This is a genomic window from Micromonospora sp. NPDC048907 (assembly GCF_055586885.1).
Genome location: NZ_JBVJHI010000003.1, coordinates 273,146 through 297,117, shown reverse-complemented (window position 1 = coordinate 297,117; position 23,972 = coordinate 273,146). Strand labels below are relative to the sequence as shown.

General features: G+C 72.0%; 22 protein-coding genes. 16 read left to right on the top strand and 6 right to left on the bottom strand.

The genetic code is table 11. The annotated features are described in order from the left end of the window. Positions 1-142: 142 nt before the first annotated feature. Together ACZ6PY_RS10865 and ACZ6PY_RS10860 are read left to right on the top strand one after the other, a co-directional pair. The gene (locus ACZ6PY_RS10865; protein WP_466071194.1) at positions 143-1,384 is read left to right on the top strand and encodes a PspC domain-containing protein; all 1,242 of its coding nucleotides are present in this window, start codon (positions 143-145) and stop codon (positions 1,382-1,384) included. Positions 1,385-1,386: 2 nt separating this feature from the next. Continuing rightward, positions 1,387-2,067: a response regulator gene (locus ACZ6PY_RS10860; RefSeq protein ID WP_466072052.1), complete on the top strand. Its 681-nt coding sequence runs from the start codon at positions 1,387-1,389 to the stop codon at positions 2,065-2,067. Positions 2,068-2,095: 28 nt separating this feature from the next. Here ACZ6PY_RS10860 and ACZ6PY_RS10855 read toward each other — a convergent pair whose 3' ends face one another. After that, positions 2,096-2,830 (bottom strand): PIG-L deacetylase family protein, encoded by a 735-nt coding sequence (locus ACZ6PY_RS10855; RefSeq protein ID WP_466071192.1) that lies wholly within the window; start codon positions 2,828-2,830, stop codon positions 2,096-2,098. Between the two features lie 432 nt (positions 2,831-3,262). On the opposite strand from ACZ6PY_RS10855, the gene ACZ6PY_RS10850 reads away from it, so the two are divergent. The 5 genes from ACZ6PY_RS10850 to ACZ6PY_RS10830 all read left to right on the top strand — a co-directional run bounded on the left by ACZ6PY_RS10850 (position 3,263) and on the right by ACZ6PY_RS10830 (position 9,022). Beyond that, positions 3,263-4,906: a peptide ABC transporter substrate-binding protein gene (locus ACZ6PY_RS10850; RefSeq protein ID WP_466071191.1), complete on the top strand. Its 1,644-nt coding sequence runs from the start codon at positions 3,263-3,265 to the stop codon at positions 4,904-4,906. A gap of 147 nt (positions 4,907-5,053) precedes the next feature. Continuing rightward, positions 5,054-5,980, top strand: a complete 927-nt coding sequence (locus ACZ6PY_RS10845) for an ABC transporter permease (protein WP_466071189.1) — start codon at positions 5,054-5,056, stop codon at positions 5,978-5,980. Further along, a complete protein-coding gene (locus ACZ6PY_RS10840; RefSeq protein ID WP_466071187.1) occupies positions 5,973-6,959 on the top strand; it encodes an ABC transporter permease in 987 nt (328 codons plus the stop codon). The genes ACZ6PY_RS10845 and ACZ6PY_RS10840 overlap by 8 nt, the downstream gene beginning before the upstream one ends. A gap of 25 nt (positions 6,960-6,984) precedes the next feature. After that, complete coding sequence (locus ACZ6PY_RS10835; protein ID WP_366646381.1) at positions 6,985-8,013, top strand: ABC transporter ATP-binding protein; 1,029 nt, start codon at positions 6,985-6,987, stop codon at positions 8,011-8,013. Then, complete coding sequence (locus ACZ6PY_RS10830) at positions 8,006-9,022, top strand: ABC transporter ATP-binding protein (RefSeq protein WP_466071186.1); 1,017 nt, start codon at positions 8,006-8,008, stop codon at positions 9,020-9,022. Before ACZ6PY_RS10835 ends, ACZ6PY_RS10830 begins: the two co-directional genes overlap by 8 nt. Before the next feature lie 83 nt (positions 9,023-9,105). Here ACZ6PY_RS10830 and ACZ6PY_RS10825 read toward each other — a convergent pair whose 3' ends face one another. Beyond that, positions 9,106-9,459, bottom strand: coding sequence for a chorismate mutase (locus ACZ6PY_RS10825; RefSeq protein WP_466071185.1), 354 nt, complete (start codon positions 9,457-9,459; stop codon positions 9,106-9,108). Positions 9,460-9,747: 288 nt separating this feature from the next. On the opposite strand from ACZ6PY_RS10825, the gene pcrA reads away from it, so the two are divergent. Further along, positions 9,748-12,195, top strand: coding sequence for a DNA helicase PcrA (gene pcrA / locus ACZ6PY_RS10820; protein WP_466071184.1), 2,448 nt, complete (start codon positions 9,748-9,750; stop codon positions 12,193-12,195). A 61-nt stretch (positions 12,196-12,256) separates the two neighbouring features. Here pcrA and ACZ6PY_RS10815 read toward each other — a convergent pair whose 3' ends face one another. Beyond that, positions 12,257-13,039 (bottom strand): M23 family metallopeptidase, encoded by a 783-nt coding sequence (locus tag ACZ6PY_RS10815; protein WP_466071183.1) that lies wholly within the window; start codon positions 13,037-13,039, stop codon positions 12,257-12,259. A gap of 250 nt (positions 13,040-13,289) precedes the next feature. After that, a complete protein-coding gene (locus tag ACZ6PY_RS10810) occupies positions 13,290-14,000 on the bottom strand; it encodes a M23 family metallopeptidase (protein ID WP_466071182.1) in 711 nt (236 codons plus the stop codon). 386 nt (positions 14,001-14,386) lie between these two features. Between ACZ6PY_RS10810 and ACZ6PY_RS10805 the strand changes: the two genes are divergently transcribed. The 4 genes from ACZ6PY_RS10805 (at position 14,387) to sucD (ending at position 18,304) form a co-directional block, all read left to right on the top strand. Beyond that, complete coding sequence (locus ACZ6PY_RS10805) at positions 14,387-14,791, top strand: cobalamin B12-binding domain-containing protein (protein WP_466071181.1); 405 nt, start codon at positions 14,387-14,389, stop codon at positions 14,789-14,791. Between the two features lie 463 nt (positions 14,792-15,254). Further along, the gene (locus tag ACZ6PY_RS10800) at positions 15,255-16,049 is read left to right on the top strand and encodes a hypothetical protein (RefSeq protein WP_466071180.1); all 795 of its coding nucleotides are present in this window, start codon (positions 15,255-15,257) and stop codon (positions 16,047-16,049) included. Positions 16,050-16,235: 186 nt separating this feature from the next. Beyond that, complete coding sequence (sucC, locus tag ACZ6PY_RS10795; protein WP_148429882.1) at positions 16,236-17,414, top strand: ADP-forming succinate--CoA ligase subunit beta; 1,179 nt, start codon at positions 16,236-16,238, stop codon at positions 17,412-17,414. A gap of 2 nt (positions 17,415-17,416) precedes the next feature. Next, positions 17,417-18,304, top strand: a complete 888-nt coding sequence (sucD, locus tag ACZ6PY_RS10790; RefSeq protein WP_466071179.1) for a succinate--CoA ligase subunit alpha — start codon at positions 17,417-17,419, stop codon at positions 18,302-18,304. A gap of 57 nt (positions 18,305-18,361) precedes the next feature. Here sucD and ACZ6PY_RS10785 read toward each other — a convergent pair whose 3' ends face one another. Then, positions 18,362-18,631, bottom strand: coding sequence for a DUF4190 domain-containing protein (locus ACZ6PY_RS10785; RefSeq protein WP_466071178.1), 270 nt, complete (start codon positions 18,629-18,631; stop codon positions 18,362-18,364). A 159-nt stretch (positions 18,632-18,790) separates the two neighbouring features. On the opposite strand from ACZ6PY_RS10785, the gene ACZ6PY_RS10780 reads away from it, so the two are divergent. After that, the gene (locus ACZ6PY_RS10780; RefSeq protein ID WP_466071176.1) at positions 18,791-20,116 is read left to right on the top strand and encodes a cell division protein PerM; all 1,326 of its coding nucleotides are present in this window, start codon (positions 18,791-18,793) and stop codon (positions 20,114-20,116) included. Between the two features lie 61 nt (positions 20,117-20,177). Here ACZ6PY_RS10780 and ACZ6PY_RS10775 read toward each other — a convergent pair whose 3' ends face one another. After that, on the bottom strand, positions 20,178-20,789 hold the full coding sequence (locus ACZ6PY_RS10775; protein ID WP_466071175.1) for a DUF4190 domain-containing protein: 612 nt from the start codon (positions 20,787-20,789) through the stop codon (positions 20,178-20,180). Positions 20,790-21,040: 251 nt separating this feature from the next. Between ACZ6PY_RS10775 and purN the strand changes: the two genes are divergently transcribed. The 3 genes from purN to ACZ6PY_RS10760 all read left to right on the top strand — a co-directional run bounded on the left by purN (position 21,041) and on the right by ACZ6PY_RS10760 (position 23,967). Beyond that, positions 21,041-21,661, top strand: a complete 621-nt coding sequence (gene purN / locus ACZ6PY_RS10770; RefSeq protein WP_262283143.1) for a phosphoribosylglycinamide formyltransferase — start codon at positions 21,041-21,043, stop codon at positions 21,659-21,661. Then, complete coding sequence (gene purH, locus ACZ6PY_RS10765) at positions 21,658-23,229, top strand: bifunctional phosphoribosylaminoimidazolecarboxamide formyltransferase/IMP cyclohydrolase (RefSeq protein WP_466071172.1); 1,572 nt, start codon at positions 21,658-21,660, stop codon at positions 23,227-23,229. Before purN ends, purH begins: the two co-directional genes overlap by 4 nt. Before the next feature lie 258 nt (positions 23,230-23,487). Continuing rightward, entirely contained in the window at positions 23,488-23,967 is a 480-nt protein-coding gene (locus ACZ6PY_RS10760) for a hypothetical protein (protein WP_466071171.1), read from the top strand. Positions 23,968-23,972: the final 5 nt, after the last annotated feature.

Below are 23,972 nucleotides of genomic sequence, written 5' to 3'. Positions count from 1 at the left end.
CCCTGACCCCACCCTGAGATCCTCGGGCCGGGGATGTCCGGGGCGTCCCCGTGGTCCGGGGCGGTCCGGACGTGTGACGATCGGTTCGTCGGCCACCGCCGGCACGCCGTCCGCGACCCGGGAGCCTCCGATCAGCAGCACCGTGACCCCGCACCCCCCGCGCCTCTACCGGGCCACCGAGCACCGGCTGGCCGCGGGAGTGGCCGCCGGTCTCGCCGAACACCTGGGCATCTCGGTGCTCCGGGTCCGGGTGGCGTTCATGGTGCTGCTCGGGCTGAGCGGGCTCGGGCTGCTGCTCTACGCGGCCTTCTGGGCGGTCGTCCCGCCCCGGCCCGGCGACACCGCCGTCCCGCCCCGCCGCGACGTCGCCCAACTGCTGCCCTTCGTGGCCATCGGGCTGGGCGTGCTGCTGCTCCAGGTCGTCGCCTTCGACTCGGTCGGTGCGGCCGGCACCGCCGGCTGGCTGGTCGCCATCATCGCGGTCGGCGCCGGCGTGATCTGGCACCAGTCCGCGCCCGAGCGTCGCCGGCAGTGGGGCGGCTCGATGGCGGTGCCCTGGCTGGGCGCGGTGGTGGAGGAGAGCGACCGGCGCGCGTTCGTGCTGCGCTTCATCGGCGGCGGGGTGCTCGTCGCGGTCGGCATCATCGGCGTGGCGGCGGTCTACTCCCCGGCGCAGAACTTCGACGCGGTGCTCAACGGCATCATCTTCGCGCTCGTCGGGCTGGCCGGCGTGGGCGTCGTGACCGGCCCGGTGCTCTGGCGCACCTGGAACCAGCTCCGCTCGGAGCGCGAGGGGCGGATCCGCGAGCAGGAGCGGGCCGAGCTGGCCGCCATGGTGCACGACCAGGTGCTGCACACCCTCGCCCTGATCCAGCGCAACGCCGCCGACGTCAAGACGGTGCAGCGGCTGGCCCGGGGCCAGGAGCGGTCGCTGCGGAACTGGCTCTACAAGCCGGCCGCCTCGCCGACCGAGCGCTTCGCGGCCGCGTTGGAACAGGCCGCCGCCGAGGTGGAGGACACCTTCGCGATCACGGTGGAGACGGTGGTGGTCGGCGACCGGGAGACCGACGAGCGGGTCGGGGCGCTGGTCGCCGCGGCCCGGGAGGCGCTGGTCAACGCGGCCCGGCACGCCGGCGTACGCACCGTCTCGCTCTACGCCGAGGTGGAGCCGGAGCAGGTGAGCGCCTTCATCCGGGACCGGGGCAAGGGCTTCGACCCGGATACCGTGGAGGATCACCGGCACGGGGTCCGGGGTTCGATCATCGGACGGATGAAGCGGCACGGCGGCCGGGCGGAGATCAGGTCCGAGCCGGGGGAGGGGACCGAGGTCCGGCTGATCCTGCCGATCAGCGGCTCGGGCTCCACGGCGGAAAGGGACAGATGACCATGGTCGAGCAGGGACCGGTCGAGGGCGCGGCGCCCCGGGACGGGCGGCTGCGGGTGTTTCTCGTGGACGACCACGCGATGTTCCGGGCCGGCGTCCGCGCCGAGCTCGGCGCGCGCGTCGAGGTGGTCGGCGAGGCCAGCACGGTGGCGGAGGCGGTCACCCGGATCGCGGCGATGCAGCCGGACGTGGTGCTGCTCGACGTGCACATGCCCGACGGCGGCGGCCGGGCGGTGCTGGAGGCGATGCGGCGTACGCACCCGCAGGTGCGGTTCCTCGCGCTGAGCGTGTCCGACGCCGCCGAGGACGTGATCGGGCTGATCCGGGCGGGCGCCCGGGGCTACGTCACGAAGACCATCTCGCCGGAGGAGCTGACCGACGCCATCCGGCGGGTGGCCGACGGGGACGCGGTGTTCAGCCCCCGGCTGGCCGGGTTCGTGCTGGACGCCTTCGCGGCCCGGCCGGACGCGCCGGTGGCCGACCCCGAGCTGGACCAGCTGACCAACCGGGAGCGCGAGGTGCTCCGGCTGCTCGCCCGGGGATACGCGTACAAGGAGATCGCCCGGGAGCTGTACATCTCGATCAAGACGGTCGAGACGCACGTCTCCAACGTGCTGCGCAAGCTGCAGATGTCCAACCGGTACGAGCTGTCGCGCTGGGCCGCCGACCGCCGCCTGGTCTGACCGCTCCGCCGGGGCCGGCCCGGGGCGCTCACTCCGTGCGCAGCACGGTGAACGCCTCGGCCAGCCGCCCGGACGGGAGGCCGGCGTTGTCGGCCACGGTGGTGAGCCGGTCCCGGATCCACGTCGGCACGTCCAGGTGGGCGGTCTGCGACCGGTGCGCCTCCATCGCGGCGATCTTGCGGTCGATCCGGTCGGTCACGTCGACCGCGTGGTCCGGGCCGGGCCCGCCGGCGTACCAGATCTCCCGGACCACCCACGGCTCCAGCCCCTCGTCGAGCAGTTCGGGGAAGGCGAAGGGGTTGCGCGAGTCGGGGTAGACGGCGCAGGTGGCCGCCTCGCCGACGGCCAGGTGGTCGGGGTGGCTCGGCCCGGTCAGGTGCTCCCAGCGCCGCAGCGGCGAGCTGGTCAGCACGCGGTCGGGCCGGAACCGGCGGATCCCGGCGCTGATCTGCCGGCGCAGCGTCAGGCTGGCCGTGAGGATGCCGTCGGTGTGGCCGTCGAGGAAGTCGACCCGGTGCACGCCGACCGCGGCGGCCGCGGCCCGCTGCTCCGCCTCCCGCCGGGCCGGCATCTCCGCGCGTGGCGTGTCGTCGAAGCCGCCGGAGTCTCCCCGGGTGGCGATCAGGTACGCCACCTCGATACCCTCATCCACCCAGCCGGCTATGGTGCCCGCACAGCCGAAGTCGACATCATCCGGATGGGCAAAAACTGCCAGTGCTCGACGGACGTCGGGCAGGGCTGGAGCGGACGCAGGGAAGCTCACAGCGCCGAGACTACGCGGGTGACCTCGCCCCATCTGGCCGTGTCGTACCTGTTCAGGGCCGTCCGATCCACGCCTTTCATGATCTTTTCTCAAGTATCGGCAACGTGGCGACCAACTAACGGCTTGATAACGGCACCTTCACGCAAAGGGCAGGTGGGTGTCACAGTGGCAACACCTCACCCCCCGGTGTGAGGCACCCCGTCGGGCACGCCGACCACGTGACGCCGCCTCCAGGCGCCGGTGCGTGGCTGTCGACCCTGCGCGGTGTCCTCGTCGAAGGGTGTGGCGCCCGGCGGATCGGTACCCCTGGGGGTGTCCCGAATTCCTCTGCGGTAAACCGGCGACCTGTGGTTCGGGTCGTCGGCGGTGTCACCCCCCACACGTGCGTGAAACCCACGACGGAACCAGGTTAGAAAGAGGAGGCCCCTCGGAATGAGAGTCTCGAAGCGGGCGAGCGGCGCGCTCGCGGTGGGCGCGGCATTCGCGCTCATCGCGTCCGGCTGCTCCAGCGGCAACGACGACGGTGGCGACGCCGGCGCCAGCAAGGACGGCGCGATCGTCATCGACGGCACCCAGCCGGAGAACCCCCTGGTTCCGGCGAACACCACCGAGACCGGTGGCGGCAAGATCATCGACTGGGTCTGGAGTGGCCTGGTCGAGTACCCCAACAACGGTGGGGCCCCGCAGAACCTGCTGGCCGAGTCGATCGAGACGAGCGACTCGAAGGTCTTCAAGATCAAGATCAAGCAGAACACCAAGTTCCACGACGGCACCACCGTCAAGGCCGAGAGCTTCGTCAAGGCCTGGAACTGGGCGGCCTACGGCCCGAACGGCGCGCAGAACGCCTCCTTCTTCTCTGACATCCAGGGCTTCGAGGACACCTACACCGAGGACCCGGACGGCCCGGACGGCCCGAAGAAGGCCCCGGAGCCGAAGGCCAAGGAGATGTCCGGCCTCAAGGTCATCGACGACTGGAACTTCGAGGTCACGCTCTCCTCGCCGACCGCCGTGTTCCCGACCAAGCTCGGCTACAGCGCCTTCATGCCGCTGCCCGACGCCTTCTTCGCCACCACCCCGGCGGAGTTCGGCAAGAAGCCGATCGGTAACGGCCCGGTCAAGCTCGTCTCCTGGCAGGACGACGTCGAGCTGAAGCTCACCCGCTTCGACGACTACAGCCTGCGCGACAAGATGAAGATCAAGGACGTCACCGTCAAGATCTACCAGGACGACACGGCGGCCTACAACGACCTGCTCGCCGGCAACCTGGACTTCCAGCAGCAGGTCCCGGTCTCCTCGCTGGCCGGTGACAAGTGGAAGACCGACCTGGGCGAGCGGGCGGTCCAGACGACCGTCCCGTCGAACGGCATCATCGCCTTCCCGATCTACGACAAGCGCTTCCAGAACGCGAAGCTGCGCCGGGCGATCTCGCTGTCGATCAACCGGCAGGAGGTCACCGACAAGATCTTCTTCGGTAACCGCAAGCCGGCCGACAGCTGGGCCAACCCGCTGACCCCGGGCGCGACCCCGGGCGACTGCACCGCCTGCAAGTTCGACCCGGACGAGGCCAAGCGGCTGCTCCAGGAGGCCGGTGGCTTCCAGGGCAAGCTGACCCTGTCGTACAACGCGGACGCCAGCCACAAGGAGTGGATGGAGGCCGTCGCCCAGCAGATCAAGACCAACCTGGGCATCGACGCGGTCGCCGTGGGCGTGCCGACCTTCGCGGTCTTCCGGGCGAACATCAACGCCTACAAGATGACCGGCATGTACCGCGCCGGCTGGCAGCAGGACTACCCGGACGTGGAGAACTGGATCAACCCGCTCTACGTGACCGGCGGTTCCTCGAACGACGGCAAGTACAGCAACCCGCAGGTGGACGCCCTCGCCAAGGAGGCCTCCGCGGCCCCCAGCCTCGAGGAGGCCCACAAGAAGTTCGCCGAGGCTGTCAAGATCATTGACCAGGACGTCCCGGCGATCCCGATCTACTTCAGCGGCGAGCAGTCCGGCCACTCGGAGAAGATCAAGAAGCTGGAGCTGACCAACGTCGGCGAGCTCGACATCACCTCGGTCGAGCTCTGATCCGAACGGTCTGACCCCGGGTCGGGCTCGCCTACCGGTGAGCCCGACCCGGGGCCGTTCCGCGAGGGGGTGTACAACAAACCCCTCGCACGTTGTCACCATCCGTGTCGGCCGTCCGACGCGCCCCCTTGTCAGGAGGACCACCCCATGGGCCGTTATCTGTTGAGACGGCTGCTGCAACTCGTGCCGGTGTTCATCGGCACGACGTTCCTGATCTACTGGCTCGTCTGGTCGGTACCGGGCGACCCCTTCGCCGGCAAGTGCGGCGACCGCGGTTGCCCGCCGAACTACCGGGCCATGATGACCGAGAAGTACCATCTCGACGATTCGATCTGGGTGCAGTACGCCAGCTACATGAAGAACCTGTTCCAGGGCGACTTCGGTATCACGTTCGGCGGTCGCGAGATCAGCGACATCATCACCACGTCGTACCCGAACACCCTGAAGCTGGCGGTGGTCGCGCTCGCCATCGAGGCCCTCATCGGTCTCGGCGCGGGTGTCCTGACCGGTCTTCGGCGCAACGGCTTCCTGGACAACCTGGTCCTCGTCTCGTCCCTCTTCCTGATCGCGCTGCCGGTCTTCGTCATCGGCTTCGTGCTCCAGTGGTTCCTCGGCGTCAAGTGGGGCATCATCACCCCGACCGTCTCCAACGAGATGCGGTTCAGCGAGCTGATCGTGCCGGGCTTCGTCCTGGGCAGCGCCTCGACGGCGTACATCGCGCGGGTGGCGCGGACCAGCATCGCGGAGAACCGGCGTGCCGACTACGTCCGTACCGCCATCGCCAAGGGCCTCCCCATGCGCCGGGTCGTCGGCGTGCACCTGCTGCGCAACTCGCTCATCCCGGTGGTCACCCTGCTGGGCACCGACCTCGGCGCCCTCATGGGTGGCGCCATCATCACCGAGGGCATCTTCGGCATCAACGGCATCGGCCGCCAGGTGCTCCGGGCGATCGTCACCAAGGAGAGCGCTACCGTTGTCGGCATCGTGGTGGTGCTGGTGGTCGTCTATCTCGTGATGAACCTGCTGGTGGACCTGCTCTACGCCGCCCTGGACCCGAGGATCCGCTATGAGTGACCCGAGTACCGCGTCGATCGTCTCGACGCCGCCCGCGACCATGCCGACCGAGGCCGGTTCCGGCGCGCCCGCCAACGCCGGTCTCCCGGAGAACGCGCAGAAGCAGCAGAAGCCGCGCGGCCTGCTCGGTGACGCCTGGCGGGACCTGCGCCGCAAGCCGCTGTTCTGGATCTCGGCGGCCTTCATCCTGCTGTTCGTCGTGATGGCCGCGTTCCCGCAGCTGTTCACCTCCGACGACCCCGTCAACGGCGCGCTGTCGCGCAGCCGGGTCGACCCGTCGGCCGACGCCTGGTTCGGCTACGACGTGCAGGGCCGGGACGTGTACGCCCGGACCATCTACGGTGCCCGCGCCTCCATCGTGGTGGCGCTGCTCTCCGTGATCGGCACGATGCTGATCGGCGGCACGATGGGCATCATCGCCGGCTACCGCGGTGGCTGGGTGGACGCGCTGCTCTCCCGGATCGCCGACATCTTCTTCGGCCTGCCGTTCGTGCTCGGCGCGATCGTCATCCTGACCACGTTCAACGGGTCGGGCACCGACAACGGTGAGTGGACGATCATGGGCCTGGTCATCATGTCGCTGACCGTGCTGAGCTGGCCGGTCGTGATGCGGCTGATGCGTTCCTCGGTGCTCGCCACCAAGGAGGCGGACTACATCGTGGCAGCCCGGGCGCTGGGTGCCGGCACCGGCCGGATCATCCTCAAGCACCTGCTGCCGAACTGCCTGGCTCCGCTGCTGGTCTACGGCACGATCATGGTCGGCTCGTTCATCGGCGCGGAGGCCACGCTGTCCTTCCTGGGCATCGGCCTGAAGAGCCCGGTGGTCTCCTGGGGCATCATGATCAGCGAGGCGCAGAACTACATCCGCGTCTCGCCGTTCCTGCTGTTCTTCCCCTCCGCGTTCCTCGTCGCCGCCGTGCTGAGCTTCGTCATGCTCGGCGAGGCGGTCCGCGAGGCCCTCGACCCGAAGCTCCGATAGGGGAACTGAGTTGTCCGACATTCTCGTGTCCGAGCAGTCCGCGCCGGGCGCCGACGGATCCGGCCGCCCCTCGGGCCGCCTGCTCGAGGTCGACGGCCTGCGGGTGGAGTTCCGCACCCGGGACGGTGTCGCCAAGGTCATCAACGGGGTGACGTACCACGTCGACGCGGGGGAGACCCTCGCCGTGCTCGGCGAGTCCGGCTCCGGCAAGAGCGTCACCGCGCAGACCATCATGGGCATCCTCGACACCCCGCCCGGCTTCGTCACCGGGGGCCAGGTCCGCTTCCACGGCAAGGACATGCTCAAGATGTCCGCCGAGCAGCGGCGCCGGATCCGGGGCGAAGGCATTGCGATGATCTTCCAGGACTCGCTCTCCGCCCTCAACCCGGTTTTCACCGTCGGCTTCCAGATCGCCGAGCAGTTCCGCATCCGGCGCGGCATGAGCCGCTCGGACGCCAAGAAGCGCGCGATCGAGATGCTCGACCAGGTCAAGATCCCGAACGCCAAGGGCCGGTACAGCAACTACCCGCACCAGTTCTCGGGTGGTATGCGGCAGCGCGCCATGATCGCCATGTCGCTGGCGCTCGACCCCGAGGTGCTGATCGCCGACGAGCCCACCACCGCGCTGGACGTGACCGTGCAGGCCCAGATCATGGACCTGCTCGGCGAGCTCCAGCGGGAGCGGCAGATGGGCATGATCCTGATCACCCACGACCTCGGCGTGGTCGCCGACGTCGCGGACCGGATCGCGGTCATGTACGCCGGCCGGATCGTCGAGGAAGCCGACGTGTACGACCTGTACGCCAAGCCGGCGCACCCGTACACCCTCGGCCTGCTCAACTCGATCCCGCGGATGGACGAGAAGGGGCAGGAGCTCCGGACCATCAAGGGCCTCCCGCCGAACCTGATGAACATCCCGCCGGGCTGCGCCTTCAACCCGCGCTGCCCCATGGCGCAGCCGGTGTGCCGGGAGAAGGTGCCCCCGCTGCTGCAGTTGGGTCGGGGCCGGGCCAGCGCCTGCCACTTCGCCGAGGAGCTCGTGAACCGTGACTGAGAACATCATCGAGGTCCGTGACCTGGTCAAGCACTACCCCGTGACCCGGGGTGTGGTGTTCAAGAAGACCATCGGTCAGGTCAAGGCGGTCGACGGCGTCTCCTTCGACCTGAAGGCCGGCGAGACCCTCGGCGTCGTCGGCGAGTCCGGCTGCGGCAAGTCGACGCTGGCCCGGGTGCTGATGAACCTGGAGAAGCCGACCGCCGGCCAGGTGCTCTACAAGGGCCAGGACATCTCCAAGCTCTCCGGCGGCGCGCTGCGGCGCCTGCGCCGGCAGATCCAGCTGGTGATGCAGGACCCGTACACCTCGCTGAACCCGCGCATGACGGTCGGTGACCTCATCGGCGAGCCCTTCGAGATCCACCCCGAGGTGGCTCCGCGACGGTCCCGCCGGGACAAGGTCAAGGAACTGCTCGACCTGGTCGGCCTCAACCCGGAGCACATCAACCGGTACCCGCACCAGTTCTCCGGCGGCCAGCGGCAGCGCATCGGCATCGCCCGGGCGCTCGCCCTGCGGCCCGAGGTCATCGTCTGCGACGAGCCGGTGTCGGCCCTGGACGTGTCGATCCAGGCGCAGGTGATGAACCTGCTGGAGAAGCTCCAGGCCGAGTTCGGCCTCTCGTACGTCTTCATCGCCCACGACCTGTCGGTCGTGCGCCACCTCTCCGACCGGGTCGCGGTGATGTACCTGGGCAAGATGGTGGAGGTCGGCACCGAGGACGAGATCTACGAGCGGCCGACCCACCCGTACACCCAGGCGCTGCTGTCGGCGGTGCCGGTGCCCGACCCGACCGTGCGGGAGAGCAAGGCGATCATCCGCCTCCAGGGTGACGTCCCCTCGCCGGTCAGCCCGCCCTCGGGCTGCCGGTTCCGCACCCGGTGCTGGAAGGCGCAGGACGTCTGCGCCCAGGATGTGCCGCTGCTCCAGATCCGGCCGGGCTCGGACCACCCGAGCGCCTGCCACTTCGCCGAGAAGCGGGAGATCGTCGCCACCCACGACGCGGCCTGACCGACCAGGGACCGCCTGCCGGCGTCAGCTCGACGCCGGCAGGCGGTTCGTCGTATCCGGGGACTTCGCGCCCCCGGGACCCCTCACAGCGGTCCGCGGCCGGCGCGCAGCAGCAGGAGCGCGAGCTGGGTGCCGTCCGCGCCGAGCGCCGCGCGGAACCGCTCCAGGATCTCCCGCTCCCGGGAGAGCACGAGCCGGGTGCCGCCGGAGGCCATCCGGGTGGCCCCGACCTCCTGGGAGAGCGCGGCCCGCTCCTGCCAGAGCGCGATGATGGTGCGGTCGATCTCGTCGATCCGCTCCCGGATCTCGCTGATCCGCTCGGCCGCCGCCGAGTCGTCGGTGCCGGTCCGGGCCGCCGCGGCCCCAGTCGGGTCACCGCCGGCGGGCCGGCCCTGCGGCGCCAGGCTGCCGCTGGACTCCACCACGTCAGTCATCATCGTCGTACCCCTCGGGGTCTCGGGCCCGGTACCCGGATCCCGGGACGGAAAAGCCCCGGGCTCCAGGAGCCCGGGGCTTTTCGTAGGTCTGTGATCAGGCGCGACCTACGGCTGCCGGACTCCCGGTGCCGTAGTAAAAGTAGAAGCGCTGATCGGACACGCCGTCGAGTATGCCGACCCGCGGGCCGTACGCGCAAGGAAACCCGCCAACAGGTGGGACGTGACGCCGCCGTCCCGTCGGCGGCGCGGGCGGGAAGTGTCCGGCGGTCGGCATAGACTTCCCGTGCGATGCATCCTCTCTTCGACATCCCCGCGTCCCCGCCCGCGCCGGAGCCCGGTGCGACCCCACCGCGTCCCGGGTCCGACGACTCCGGCCCGGCTCGCCGGTCGCCGCGCCGTGACCTGAAGCCGTCGGTCCGGCCGGACCCGCAGGCCCTCCTCGCCGGGCTGAACGGGCCCCAGCGGGACGCGGTCACCCACGCGGGGTCCCCGCTGCTCATCGTGGCCGGCGCCGGCTCCGGGAAGACCCGGGTGCTGACCAACCGGATCGCCTACCTGCTCGCCGCGCGGGACGTGCACCCCGGCGAGATCATCGCGATCACCTTCACCAACAAGGCCGCCGGTGAGATGAAGGAGCGGGTGGCCGCGCTGGTCGGCCCGCGCGCCCGGTTGATGTGGGTCTCGACCTTCCACTCGGCCTGTGTCCGGATCCTCCGCGCCGAGCACGAGCACGCCGGCCTCAAGTCCACCTTCTCGATCTACGACGCCGACGACTCCCGCCGGCTCATGCAGATGGTCGCCCGCGAGCTGGACCTGGACCCGAAGCGCCACCCGGCGCGCGGCCTGGCCGCCCAGGTCTCCAATCTGAAGAACGAGCTGGTCGACCCGGAGGAGTTCGCCGGCCGGGCCAAGGGCCCCAACGAGCGGGCGCTGGCCGAGGCCTACACGCTCTACCAGCGGCGGCTGCGCGAGGCGCACGCGCTGGACTTCGACGACCTGATCATGACGACGGTGCACCTGCTCCAGTCGCACCCGCACGTGGCCGAGAGCTACCGGCGCCGGTTCCGGCACGTGCTGGTCGACGAGTACCAGGACACCAACCACGCCCAGTACGTGCTGATCAAGGAGCTGGTCTCCGGCACCGAGGGCATCCCGCCGGCCGAGCTCTGCGTGGTCGGCGACGCCGACCAGTCGATCTACGCGTTCCGCGGCGCCACCATCCGCAACATCCTGGAGTTCGAGCGCGACTTCACCGACGCCCGGACGATCCTGCTGGAGCAGAACTACCGGTCCACACAGACCATCCTCAACGCCGCCAACGCCGTGATCGACCGGAACACCTCCCGCAAGCCCAAGCGGCTGTGGAGTGACGCCGGGGCCGGCGAGCAGATCGTCGGCTACGTGGCCGACACCGAGCACGCCGAGGCCGACTGGGTGGCCCGGGAGATCGACCGGCTGGTCGACGCCGGTGACACCCGCCCGGGCGACGTGGCCGTCTTCTACCGCACCAACGCCATGTCCCGCGTCTTCGAGGAGGTGTTCATCCGGGTCGGCCTGCCCTACAAGGTGGTCGGCGGGGTGCGCTTCTACGAGCGCAAGGAGGTCCGCGACGCGCTGGCCTACCTGCGCGCGGTGGTCAACGACGACGACACGGTCAGCCTGCGCCGGATCCTCAACACCCCGCGTCGCGGCATCGGCGAGCGCGCCGAGGCGTGCGTGGAAGCGCTGGCCAGCCGGGACCGGATCTCCTTCGGCGCCGCGCTGCGCCGGGCCAAGGACGCGCCGGGGATCTCCACCCGGGCCGCCAACGGCATCGCCGAGTTCGTCGCGCTGCTCGACGAGGCACGTGAGCTGGCCGCCACCGGCACCCCGGAGGAGGTGCTGGAGGCCCTGCTGACCCGCTCGGGCTACCTGGCGGAGCTGGAGGAGAGCCTCGACCCGCAGGACGCCGGCCGGGTGGACAACCTCCAGGAACTGGTCAGCGTCGCCCGGGAGTACACCGAGCGGATCGAGGCGCTGGGCGGGGAGGACGAGCGGGCCACCCTGGCCGGTTTCCTGGAGCAGGTGGCGCTCGTCGCCGACGCCGACCAGATCCCCTCCGACGACCCGGACCACCAGGGCGTGGTGACCCTGATGACGCTGCACACCGCCAAGGGGCTGGAGTTCCCGGTGGTGTTCCTGAGCGGCCTGGAGGACGGCGTCTTCCCGCACCTGCGCTCGCTGGGCGACACCCGCGAACTGGAGGAGGAGCGGCGGCTGGCCTACGTGGGCATCACCCGCGCCCGGCAGCGCCTCTACCTGTCCCGGGCGGTCACCCGCTCGGCCTGGGGCGCGCCCGCCTACAACCCGCCGTCTCGCTTCCTGGAGGAGCTGCCGACCGAGCTGGTCCGCTGGGAGCGCACCGAGGGGTCGTACACCTCGTGGGCCGGTGGGGGCGGCGGCGTGGGCGGCCGGGCGGACCGGGTGCCCGGCGGGCGGGGCGGCTTCACCGGTGGGACGCCCAAGGCCACCGAGCTCGCCAAGCGGCTCGGGGTGGACGCCACCCGGCTGGCCACCGCAAGCGAGCTGAAGCAGGCGCCCAAGGTTTCGGTGGGCGACCGGGTCAACCACCAGCGCTACGGCCTCGGCCGGGTGCTGGCGGTGGAGGGACACGGTCCGGGCGCACGGGCGCAGATCGACTTCGGCGACCAGACCTTGTGGCTGGTCCTCCGGCACGCCCCCATCGACAAGCTCTGAGCCAGGTGGGGCCCGGCCCCGGCGACGTGCCGGACCGGGCCCCCCTCTCGTGGGATGGCCGTCAGCAGGCCACGTCGATGCCCCGGGCGCGCAGGAACGGCGCCGGGTCGATCTGGTTCCACATGGCGCCCTTGTGCACCTCGAAGTGCAGGTGCGGGCCGGTGGCGTCGCCGGTGGCGCCCTCGTAGCCGATGACCTGGCCGGCCTTCACCTTGTCGCCGACGCCGACGATCAGCCGGCTCTGGTGCGCGTAGTGGGTCAGGTAGCCGTTGGCGTGGTCGATGAAGACCGAGTTGCCGTAGCCGTCCCCGGCGTCACCGGCCTTGACCACGGTGCCCGCCGCGGCGGCGTGGATCGGCGTGCCCGACGGCATGGCGAAGTCGATGCCGGCGTGCAGGGTGCCCCACCGCTGCCCGTAGCAGGAGGTGATCTCGGCGCCCTTCATGGGGATGACCCAGGCCGGCGTCGGCTTGGTGGTCTTCTTCGGCTTCGGCTTCGGCTTGGCCGGGGCGGGCTTCGTCGGCTTCGGGCTGGCCGCGCTCGGGCTCGGCGACACGGCGGCGGAGGGGGTGACCGGGGCGGTGGACTCGCGGACCGAGCGGTCGGCACGGGCGGCAGCCTCGGCGCGCGCCTGGGCGTCGAAGTCGACAGCCGCGGGGGTCGGGGCGCCGTGGTCGGCGGTGGCGACGGAGACGCCCCCGAGGCCGAGGCCCAGCAGGGCCACCGCGCCGATGACGACATATGCGGTACGCCGGACCGGGCGCTGGCGCCGGTGCCGGGCGGGAGCGATGTCCGGGGTGTTCTCGTTCTGGACGGAGCTGTCTTCCTGCACGGAAACCTTCATCAGTCGAGGGGCACGTGACCTCGAAATACTGGTGTCGGCCGGGGTGGCGCCAGGTACGGGGCTCCGGAGGGCCGGTGAGGCTCCTGAGACTACCTGCCCGGGTTTACGCCGGGCTGGGCGGTTTCCTGCCGAAAAGGATCATGCACGGCTGTGGTGCCGCCCACATCTGCCGGTGTGATCCAGCAGACTTTGCCGCAGAAGAAACCGCCCGGATCGGCTGATCCGGGCGGTCAACGGGCGATACGGAGCGTCAGGAAGCGGCTACCTCGGCGTAGATTGCCTCGGTTTCAAGCTGGATGTTCACACCGCGCTCGTCGAGCCACGGCACCGGGTCCAGCGGCTGGCCGTTGACATGGATCTCAAGGTGCAGGTGCGATCCGTAGGAGTGGCCCGTGTTGCCGACCAGACCGAGCTGCTCGCCGGCCTTCACCTGCTGGCCCTCCTTGACGGTCACCGCCGAGGAGTGACCGTAGATGGCCTCGCTGCCGTCCGCGTGCTTGATGATCACCGCGTAGCCGTAGCCGCCGAACCAGCCGGCCTTGGTGACCTGGCCGTCGTGGATCGCCCGGTAGGGCGTGCCCTCCGGGGCGACCAGGTCGATGCCGGTGTGCAGCTTGCCCCAGCGCATGCCGTAGGGCGACTGGAAGTCGTAGCCGTGCAGGGGGAGCAGCCAGGTGTCCTGCTCGTCGGCGGTCCTGCCGCCGCGGTCGTCACGGTTGGCGCGGTCCGCGCTGTCGGCCCGGGCCGCGGCGTCCTGGCTGGTGATCGAGGCCTGCTTGAGCTCGTCGAGGACCGACGGGCTGACGCTCTTGGCGTCGGGGAGGGCGTTCGCGCCGAGGGCGACGATGCCGGCTCCCACGAAGGCGGTGGTGACGACCGCGGCGTAGCGGCTCCGCGGGGGGGTGGGTACGCGGCGGCGGCCGCGATATCTATCGGGCTCAGACGACAGGCGCTGGCGCACGCACACCCTCCGTTGTCGGGGATCCGATGCGACCTCGGACCGTTCGGTGAAGCTCGGTCGAACCTCCGGTGTCGCGTCGTCACCCGTCCGTGGACCTGATGACAACCGTGGACACGTTAGCCAACTGCCACTCCTGTCACAAGCTGAAGCGCCGAACTGGCGTTTCGTTCTGTCCGTTTCCATCCCCTCTTGTCCCGGCTCGTGCCGCCGGTCGGGTGGCCCGACAACCGCCCGTTCGTCGCGGACAGTGACCGTTCGGCGGAGGTGTCCGGCTTCCCGTGCGCGGGCCCGGGCGGTAAAGCGCAGCCCGGGTTTCCGGCCCCGGGCAGGGCGGGTTACCGTTCGTTCAGGTCAGGAGTGCCGGAGCCGGTGAAAGGTGTGCGCTGATGAGCTCTCGTATCCGGGTCGTCGTCGCGAAGCCCGGCCTGGACGGCCACGACCGGGGCGCGAAGGTGGTCGCCCGTGCCCTGCGGGACGCGGGCATGGAGGTCATCTACACCGGCCTGCACCAGACCCCGGAGCAGATCGTCGAGACCGCGATCCAGGAGGACGCCGACGCGGTCGGCCTCTCGGTGCTCTCCGGCGCGCACATGACCCTCTTCAAGCGTGTCCTCGAACTGCTCGGCGAACGCGAGGCTGCCGACATCGTCGTCTTCGGCGGCGGCATCATCCCGGACGCCGACATCCCGGAGCTCCAGCGGCTCGGCGTCGCCAAGATCTTCACCCCGGGCGCCACCACCCAGTCGATCGTGGAGTGGGTCCGGGAGAACGTCGCCCAGCCGGTTGCCTGACCCTGTCACGTGATGAGCGGGTCGGTGGTGACGCCATCGACTCGGCGCGGTCGGCGGGCTGAGCCCGCCGTGAGTCGTTCACGGCATCAGGCCGGTAGCGCGGCCAGGAGCTGATCCGGGGCCGCAGGCCGCGGGCCGCCGATGTGCGGGCAGGGGGAGGGGCCGGACGCACCCCTCACACGCCCGGCCCCTCTATGCACGATGCCCCGCCGCCACCCCTCGACCGACAGGGCATCGGCCGCTCCCGCCGTCGCGCCTTACCAGCGCTCCGACATCAGACTCAACGACGCCCCCAACAGGGGGTTACGCCCCTTCCCCAACATCCCCCGGACGGCTGACGGCCCGCGTCCCGGGCCCTCCGGACGGGCCGGTTTCCAGGGGCCCTCGCGGCACGGGAGTCGGCCGTATGGTGTGCCTGCCCGGACCGCGTCCCGCGGTCGACGACCCCTGCCGGGAGCCCGCCGTGACCCAGCCGCCGTACCCGCAGCCCGACCCCGCCGGCGGCCAGCCCCCGCCGCCCCCGCCTCCCGGTGGGTGGCCGGCGCCGCAGCAGCAGTACGGCGCGCCGTACCAGCAGCCCGCGCCCGGCTGGCCGGCGCCGCAGCAGCAGTACGGCGCGCCCTACCAGCCGCCCGCGCCCGGCTGGCCCGGTGCGCAGCAGGCGTATCACCCGGGTGGCGTCGGTCCGGGGCAGCCGCCGGCCGTGCCGACCGCGAAGCGGATCCCGGAGGACCAGCCGTTCGTGGTCCGGCCGAGCCTGCGCAAGCGGGCGCTGACCCTCGGCCTGGTGACCCTCGTGATCGGCCTCGTGATGGCCTGCCCGATCGGCCTCGCCGCGTCGTCGGAGGGCGGCGGCGTCGGGCTGCTCGCCATCATCCCGGTGGTCATGCTCGTCTTCGCCGTGCCGGTCGGCCTCCAGCTCTGGCTGGTCTCCTCCGGCGGCCCGGTGCTGGCGCTCGGGCCGGCCGGGCTCTGGATCAAGACGCGGCCGACCCGGGGGCAGGCGATCTGGCTGCCGTGGGAGCTGGTCGAGCGGATCTACGTGCGGCGCTGGGGCCTGGAGAAGATGCTCTGCGTGAAGCCCCGGGACCCGCGGGTGGGCAGCGGCCTGGGCGCCTTCACCGCCCTCGACTCCGGGATGCAGCAGGCCTTCTTCGGCACCGGCTTCACCGCCACCGTCAACCACGCCGACCGGAGCGAGGACGAGATCATGCGAGCCGTGGTCGGGTACGCGGCCGGCCGCTGCCGGGTGGGCTGACCCCGGCGCGACGCAGAGGCGGCTGTGCATTACCGCACACCGTGCACCCGCTCGGTTGCCGCCGGTTCCCATCTCGTTAGGCTGCGGCAAATGGCCTGTCTCATCTGATGACAGGCGTCAAACTGATTTTCCAACGCTGGTGGCGGCGCGACGGCGCGCCGCGGAGACGGGACGGGACGCGCAATCGTGGACCTGTACGAGTACCAGGGGCGGGACCTGTTCGAGCGGCACGGGTTGCCCGTGCTCGCCGGCGGCGTCGCCACTACCCCGGAGGAGGCCCGCGCGATCGCCGAGCGCCTCGGCGGCCGGGTTGTCGTCAAGGCGCAGGTGAAGGTCGGCGGCCGCGGCAAGGCCGGCGGCGTGAAGCTGGCCGAGGGCGCGGAGGAGACGGTGGCCCGCGCCACCGACATCCTCGGCATGGACATCAAGGGTCACACGGTCCACAAGGTCATGATCACGGTGACCGCGGACGTGGCCGAGGAGTACTACTTCTCGTACCTGCTGGACCGGGCGAACCGCACCTTCCTCTGCATCGCCAGCGTGGCCGGTGGCATGGACATCGAGCAGGTCGCCGCCGAGACCCCCGAGAAGGTCGTCAAGGCCCCGATCGACGCCAACACCGGCGTGGACGAGGCCAAGGCGCGCGAGATCGTCAGCGCGGCCGGCTTCCCGGCCGAGGTCGCCGACCAGGTGGTCGAGGTCGCGGTCAAGCTGTGGCAGGCGTTCGTCGCCGAGGACGCCACGCTGGTCGAGGTGAACCCGCTGGCCACGACCAAGGACGGCAAGCTGCTGCTGCTGGACGCCAAGGTCACCCTCGACGAGAACGCCGCGTTCCGGCACCCGGACCACGAGGCCCTGGTCGACCAGGCGTCGGTGGACCCGCTGGAGCAGGCCGCCAAGTCCAAGGACCTCAACTACGTCAAGCTCGACGGCGAGGTCGGCATCATCGGCAACGGCGCGGGCCTGGTCATGTCCACCCTCGACGTGGTCGCGTACGCCGGTGAGCGGCACGGCGGCGTCAAGCCGGCCAACTTCCTCGACATCGGCGGCGGCGCGAGCGCCGAGGTGATGGCGAACGGCCTGGAGATCGTCCTCTCCGACCCGTCGGTGAAGAGCGTCTTCGTCAACGTCTTCGGCGGCATCACCGCCTGCGACGCGGTCGCCAACGGCATCGTGCAGGCGCTGGCGCTGCTCGAGCAGCGCGGCGAGAAGGCCACCAAGCCGCTCGTCGTCCGCCTCGACGGCAACAACGCCGAGGCCGGTCGGGCGATTCTCGACGGCGCGAACAACCCGCTGATCCAGCGGGTCGACACCATGGACGGCGCGGCCGAGCGGGCCGCCGAGCTGGCAGCTGCGGGGGTCTGACAATGGCTATCTGGCTGACCAAGGACTCCAAGGTCATCGTGCAGGGGATGACCGGTTCCGAGGGTTCGAAGCACACCCGGCGGATGCTCGCCGCCGGCACCAACGTCGTCGGCGGCGTCAACCCGCGCAAGGCGGGCCAGAAGGTCGACTTCGACGGCACCGAGCTGCCCGTGTTCGCGTCCGTCGCGGACGCCATGAAGGAGACCGGGGCGGACGTCACGGTCATCTTCGTGCCGCCGCAGTTCACCAAGGCCGCGGTGGTCGAGGCGATCGACGCCGGCATCGACCTGGCCGTGGTGATCACCGAGGGCGTGCCGGTGCACGACACCGCCGCGTTCTGGGCGTACAACGTGGCCCAGGACGAGCGGACCCGGATCATCGGGCCGAACTGCCCGGGCATCGCCTCGCCGGGCGCGTCCAACGCCGGCATCATCCCGGCCGACATCACCGGCTCCGGCCGCATCGGCCTGGTCAGCAAGAGCGGCACGCTGACCTACCAGATGATGTACGAGCTGCGTGACATCGGCTTCTCCACTTGCGTCGGCATCGGCGGTGACCCGATCATCGGCACCACCCACATCGACGCGCTGGCCGCCTTCGAGGCGGACCCGGAGACCGACGCGATCGTCATGATCGGTGAGATCGGCGGCGACGCCGAGGAGCGGGCGGCCGAGTTCATCAAGGCCAACGTGACCAAGCCGGTGGTCGGCTACATCGCCGGCTTCACCGCCCCGCCCGGCAAGACCATGGGCCACGCCGGCGCCATCATCTCCGGCTCGGCGGGCACCGCCGACGCCAAGAAGGCGGCGCTGGAGGCGGTCGGCGTGAAGGTCGGCAAGACCCCGACCGAGACCGCCAAGCTGATGCGGGAGATCATGTCCGGCCGCTGAGCGGTCCCGTGACGTGCCGAGGGGGTCGACCGGTTCGGGTCGGCCCCCTCGTTCGTCCTACCGGTACCAGTACGGGGTGTAGTAGTGCCCCCGGGTCCGGATGATGGCGCTGGCGATGATGTTGATGACGCCGAACGCGATGGCCAGCCAGCCGAGCACCGGGGACTTGCCGAAGCGCTTCGCGTCCCGGATCGACAGATAGCCGAAGACGATGCCCAGGATGCCGCAGCAGAGCAGGCCGGTGATGATCCCCAGAACGCCCCAGAGGGTGGTCCGGTCCCGGCCGGCGGCCGGTGGCGGCGGGGGCGGCGGATACGGAGCGTTCACGGCTTCCTCCGAGCGGTCGGTGCCGCGACAGGAAAGGTCGCGTCCTGGGCCGAGGCTAAACCGGATCCGCGCCGCGGAGCCGACGGATCAGGGAACTCGCCGCGGTCCCGGGGCGGTATCGGACTGCCGTCGCCCGCGCGGCATGCCAGAGTAGAGCCGATGTCACGCGTCACCCCTGACCAGCCCCGCCACCCCGCGGCCGAGGCCGCCGCCGACGCCCGGCCGAGCGACCGTGCCCGGCCGGCGCCGCGGGTGCCCGCGCCCCGGTCGGGGGAGCCGCCGCGCGGCCGGGCCCCGCTGCCCGTCGCCGCCGGGGTGGCGGCCCTCTGGGCCGCCGTGACGTCGTGGCTGCCGGTGACCCTGGTGCTCGGCCTGGCCCAGCTCAGCGAGGACGCCGGCTCGCTGCCCGGCGCGCTGCGCGCCGGCCTGGTCGGCTGGTTGCTCGGGCACGGCGTGCCGGTGGAGACCTCCGCCGGGCCGCTCGGCCTGACGCCGCTCGCCCTGACCGCGCTCGCCGTCTGGCGGCTCACCCGCGCCGGCGTGCACGTCAGCCGGGCCATCGGCGCCCGGGGCAACCGCTCGCCCGGGCGGGCGCTCACCGCCGCGGTCGCGGTGGCCATCGCGTACGCGCTGCTCGGTGCCCTCGCGGCCCTCGCGGTCGACGCGGGCGGGTTGCGGGTGTCGCCGCTCCGGGCCGGGCTGACCTTCGCGGTCCTCGGCGGGCTCGCCGCCCTGGTGGGCGCGCTGCGGACCACCGGCGGGTGGGTCGTGCTGGCCCGCGGTGCCCCGGCGGCGCTGCGCGACGGGGTGCGCACCGGGCTGGTCGCCGGCCTGCTGCTGTTCGGCGCGGGCGCCGGAGCGGCCGGGCTGGCCGTGGCCACCGGGGGCGGCGACGCGGCCGACATGATCGGGGCCTACCGGACCGGGGTGGCCGGTCAGGCGGGCATCACGCTGGTCAGCCTCGCCTACGCGCCGAACGCCACCGTCTGGTCGGTCAGCTACCTCCTCGGTCCCGGGTTCGCCGTCGGCACCGACACCGCGGTGCGGACCAGCGAGGTCTCCGTCGGCGCGCTGCCGGCCGTGCCGTTGCTGGCCGGCCTGCCGCGCGGCCCGGTGGACGGGCTGGGCGCGGCGCTGCTCGCAGTGCCCGTGCTGGCCGCGATGGCGGCCGGCTGGCTGCTGGCCCGGCGGCTGCTGCGGCTCGCGGCCGAGGACCGCGCGCCGGTCGGGTGGTCCACCCTGCTGGTCCCGGCGGCGCTCGCCGGCCCGGTCGCGGGGCTGCTGCTGGGCCTGGCCGCGGCGGCCTCCGGCGGCCCGCTCGGCGGCGGCCGGCTGGCCGACATCGGTCCGGCGGCCTGGCCGGTGGCGGGCGTGGCCGCCCTGGTGATCGCCGTCGGCGCGCTGCTCGGCGCCGCGGCCGGCCGCAGCCTCACCCGCACCCCGGCCCCGCCGCGTCCCACGGCACCGCCCCGCCGCGCCGACTGACCGGGTCCGGAAACGGCGAGGGGGCCTCCGGCGGTGCCGGACGCCCCCTCGCGGAGCCGGTTCAGGAACCGATGTTGTTCAGGTTGATCGCGGCGCCGGCGATGGCGTTGATGATGCCGATGACGACGCCGATGCCGCCGCAGATGAGGGCGGCCTTGGCCTGGCCGCCGTTGCTGGCCTCGCCCGCCTGGACCTTCTTCTGGCCCATCAGGCCGAGCACGACGCCGGCGATGCCGGCCGGGATGCCGATGATCGGGCAGCAGAGGCCCAGCACGATCGAGGCGATACCGGCGATCATGCCGATCAGGCCGAGGGTGTTGTTCTGGCCGCCCTGGCCGGTCGGGTAGCCGGCCTGCGGGTACTGGGGCGCGGCGCCGTACGGCTGCTGCTGCGCGTACGGGTCCTGGCCGTAGGGCTGGCCGGGGGCCGGCTGGCCGTACGGCTGGCCCGAGGTCGGCTGGCCGTACGGCTGGCCCGAGGTCGGCTGCTGCCCGTACTGCGGCGCCTGCGGCGGCTGGGCGTACGGGTCCTGCCCGTACGGCTGGCCCGAGGTGGGCTGCTGCCCGTACTGCGGGGCCTGCGGCGGCTGGGCGTACGGGTCGTACTGCGGGGAGGTCGGGTCCTGGTTCGGCTGCTGGCCGTGGGGGTCCTGACCGGGGTAACCGGGCTGCATGTGCGGGGCGCTCCTCAAACTGGGGGTCAACGGTCCATGGTCGGGTTGTCGCCGCTCATCATTCCGCCCGGACACGGGACGCCGCGGCACACGGGCCCGGGACCAAGGTCAGTCACGATGCCGACGCCGGGGCCGGGCGTACGCACGGCCCCGGGCGACGGCAGCGTATCGTGCCGGCGCCACGAGGGAGATCACCAGCGGCGGCGCGGCCCGAGCGTCGGACGCCCCCGCAGGCCCGATAGGGTTGCCGCGTGACCGAGCCCGCGTCCGTCGCCCGCCTCGTCGTCCTCGTCTCCGGCTCCGGCAGCAACCTCCAGGCCCTGCTGGACGCCGCCGCCGACCCCGCGTACGGGGCCCGGGTGGTGGCCGTGGGCGCCGACCGCGACGGGATCGCGGGCCTGGACCGGGCCGCCGCGGCCGGCGTGCCGACCTTCGTGGAGCGGGTCAAGGACCACCCCACCCGGGCGGACTGGGACAAGGCGCTGACCGCCCGGGTCGCCGAGCACCGGCCGGACCTGGTCATCAGCGCCGGCTTCCTCAAGCTCGTCGGCCCGCAGTTCCTGGCCGCGTTCGGGGACCGCTACCTGAACACGCACAACACCCTGCTGCCGGCGTTCCCCGGCATCCACGGCCCGCGGGACGCGCTCGCGTACGGGGTGAAGGTCACCGGGGCCACCCTCTTCTTCGTCGACGCCGGAATGGACACCGGGCCGATCGTCGCCCAGGTCGCCGTGCCGGTGCGGGACGACGACGACGAGGAGACGCTCACCGAGCGCATCAAGTCCGCCGAGCGGCGCCAGCTCGTCGAGCAGGTCGGTCGGCTGGTCCGTGAAGGTTGGACGATCACCGGCAGAAAGGTCACCGTTCCATGAGTGCCACTGGGGACGTTCGTCGCCCGATCAGGCGGGCGCTGGTCAGCGTCTACGACAAGACCGGGCTGGTCGAGCTGGCCCGGGCCCTGCACGAGGCGGGGGTGGAGATCGTCTCGACCGGCAGCACCGCGTCGACGATCTCCGGCGCGGGCGTGCCGGTGACCCCGGTCGAGCAGGTGACCGGTTTCCCGGAGATCCTCGACGGCCGGGTGAAGACGCTGCACCCGAAGATCCACGGCGGCCTCCTGGCCGACCTGCGCAAGGACGCGCACGCCGCCCAGCTCGACGAGCACGGCATCGCCGGCATCGACCTGCTGGTCTCCAACCTCTACCCGTTCCAGGCCACGGTCGCCTCCGGCGCGAGTCAGGACGAGTGCGTCGAGCAGATCGACATCGGCGGTCCGGCGATGGTCCGGGCCGCGGCCAAGAACCACGCCTCGGTGGCCGTGGTGACCGATCCGGCGGCGTACCCGGCGCTGCGGGACGCGCTCGCCGAGGGCGGCTTCACCCTGGCCCAGCGCCGGGCTCTCGCGGCGCGCGCGTTCGCGGACATCGCCGACTACGACGTGGCGGTCGCCGAGTGGTTCGCCCGGGAGCTGGCGCCGGCCGCCGACGGCTGGCCGGCGTTCGCCGGGCTGGCGTTGCGCCGCCAGGCGGTGCTGCGCTACGGCGAGAACCCGCACCAGGCGGCCGCCCTCTACGCCGACCCGGCCAGCCCGCCCGGCCTCGCGCAGGCCGAGCAGTTGCACGGCAAGGAGATGTCCTACAACAACTACGTCGACGCGGACGCCGCCTGGCGGGCCGCGAACGACTTCCCGGAGCAGCCGGCGGTGGCGATCATCAAGCACGCCAACCCGTGCGGCATCGCGGTCGGCGCGGACGTGGCCGAGGCGCACCGCCGGGCGCACGCCTGCGACCCGGTGTCCGCGTACGGCGGGGTGATCGCGGTCAACCGGCCGGTCTCGGTGGAGCTGGCCCGGCAGGTCGCGGAGATCTTCACCGAGGTGCTGGTGGCGCCCGGCTTCGACAAGGGCGCCCTGGAGGTCCTCCGGGCGAAGAAGAACATCCGCCTGCTGCGGGCCCCCGAGTTCGACCCGCTGCCGGCCGAGTGGCGGCAGGTCACCGGCGGCGTGCTGGTGCAGCTGCGGGACCGGATCGACGCCGCCGGCGACGACCCGGCGAACTGGACGCTGGCCACCGGCGACGCGGCCGACGAGGCCACCCTCCGCGACCTGGCGTTCGCCTGGCGGGCGGTCCGGGCGGTGAAGAGCAACGCGATCCTGCTGGCCCGGGAGGGCGCCACCGTCGGCGTCGGGATGGGCCAGGTCAACCGGGTCGACTCGGCGCAGCTCGCGGTGAGCCGGGCCGGCGCCGAGCGCGCCCGCGGCTCGGTCTGCGCCTCGGACGCGTTCTTCCCGTTCGCCGACGGCCCGAAGATCCTCATCGAGGCGGGCGTCCGGGCGATCGTCCAGCCCGGCGGCTCGATCCGCGACGAGGAGACGATCGCCGCCTGCAAGGAGGCCGGAGTGACCATGTACCTCACCGGCACCCGGCACTTCTTCCACTGATCTCCACGAACCCGACAGGGGCGCGGCCGACTGGCCGCGCCCCTGTGTCATGTGTTGCCCGCCGCGTTCCGAGCGATGTCACGAGTGGACGGCTGACCAGCCGAAGGACGAGTGTCCACCATTGCCGGGTGGTGAAAGTTGTTGCTAGCGTTGTCCGGCAGCAAGCGATCGACCCTCCCCGTTCTCTGCTCGATCCGCTCCCGTCCCGCGGCCGTCGCGCCGCCCGCTCGAGCGCCACCCCCTCGGACAGGTGTGCCCATGCGCGCAGTCGACCGGTTGAGCACCGTCGTCGCCGCGGTGGCGTTCGTCCTGGCCGGCCTGGGCGCGCCCGCCTGCGCGGAGAACCATCAGCCCGGCGCGGTGGTCACCGCCGCGCACCGGTCGATCGACCACGGCGGCCACGCCGTCCTCCCACCGGACGGACGGGCCGTCGACACACCGGTCCCTCCGCCGGACCGTGCCGCCCCACCCTCCGGCGCTCCCCGGGCCGCCGCCGCGCCCCAAGCGCCCGGCGACGCTCCGTCAGAGCTGCGAACGGAGTTCTCCGGCGGACCCTGCGGTGACCACCACGCCGGCGTCACCGCCGGCGACGGACCGGACGACGTCCTCCCGGCCGCGCCCCAGCGGGTCGGCGGCACGCCCCAGTGGGCGGCCGCCGCGATCGCCCGCCCGCAGCCGGCCCTCCCGATGCCGCCACGCGGCACCCTGGCCACCCGCGGCCCACCGGCCTCCGCCTGACCCCG

What these genes read in the sequence shown, in the direction of transcription:
- ACZ6PY_RS10860 (WP_466072052.1), top strand. Translation starts at nt 1,387, where the DNA reads ATGGTCGAGCAGGGACCGGTCGAGGGCGCGGCGCCCCGGGACGGGCGG.
- ACZ6PY_RS10850 (WP_466071191.1), top strand. Translation starts at nt 3,263, where the DNA reads ATGAGAGTCTCGAAGCGGGCGAGCGGCGCGCTCGCGGTGGGCGCGGCA.
- ACZ6PY_RS10845 (WP_466071189.1), top strand. Translation starts at nt 5,054, where the DNA reads ATGGGCCGTTATCTGTTGAGACGGCTGCTGCAACTCGTGCCGGTGTTC.
- ACZ6PY_RS10840 (WP_466071187.1), top strand. Translation starts at nt 5,973, where the DNA reads ATGAGTGACCCGAGTACCGCGTCGATCGTCTCGACGCCGCCCGCGACC.
- ACZ6PY_RS10825 (WP_466071185.1), bottom strand. Translation starts at nt 9,459, where the DNA reads ATGATGACTGACGTGGTGGAGTCCAGCGGCAGCCTGGCGCCGCAGGGC.
- pcrA (WP_466071184.1), top strand. Translation starts at nt 9,748, where the DNA reads ATGCATCCTCTCTTCGACATCCCCGCGTCCCCGCCCGCGCCGGAGCCC.
- ACZ6PY_RS10815 (WP_466071183.1), bottom strand. Translation starts at nt 13,039, where the DNA reads ATGAAGGTTTCCGTGCAGGAAGACAGCTCCGTCCAGAACGAGAACACC.
- ACZ6PY_RS10805 (WP_466071181.1), top strand. Translation starts at nt 14,387, where the DNA reads ATGAGCTCTCGTATCCGGGTCGTCGTCGCGAAGCCCGGCCTGGACGGC.
- sucD (WP_466071179.1), top strand. Translation starts at nt 17,417, where the DNA reads ATGGCTATCTGGCTGACCAAGGACTCCAAGGTCATCGTGCAGGGGATG.
- ACZ6PY_RS10780 (WP_466071176.1), top strand. Translation starts at nt 18,791, where the DNA reads ATGTCACGCGTCACCCCTGACCAGCCCCGCCACCCCGCGGCCGAGGCC.
- ACZ6PY_RS10775 (WP_466071175.1), bottom strand. Translation starts at nt 20,789, where the DNA reads ATGCAGCCCGGTTACCCCGGTCAGGACCCCCACGGCCAGCAGCCGAAC.
- purH (WP_466071172.1), top strand. Translation starts at nt 21,658, where the DNA reads ATGAGTGCCACTGGGGACGTTCGTCGCCCGATCAGGCGGGCGCTGGTC.
- ACZ6PY_RS10760 (WP_466071171.1), top strand. Translation starts at nt 23,488, where the DNA reads ATGCGCGCAGTCGACCGGTTGAGCACCGTCGTCGCCGCGGTGGCGTTC.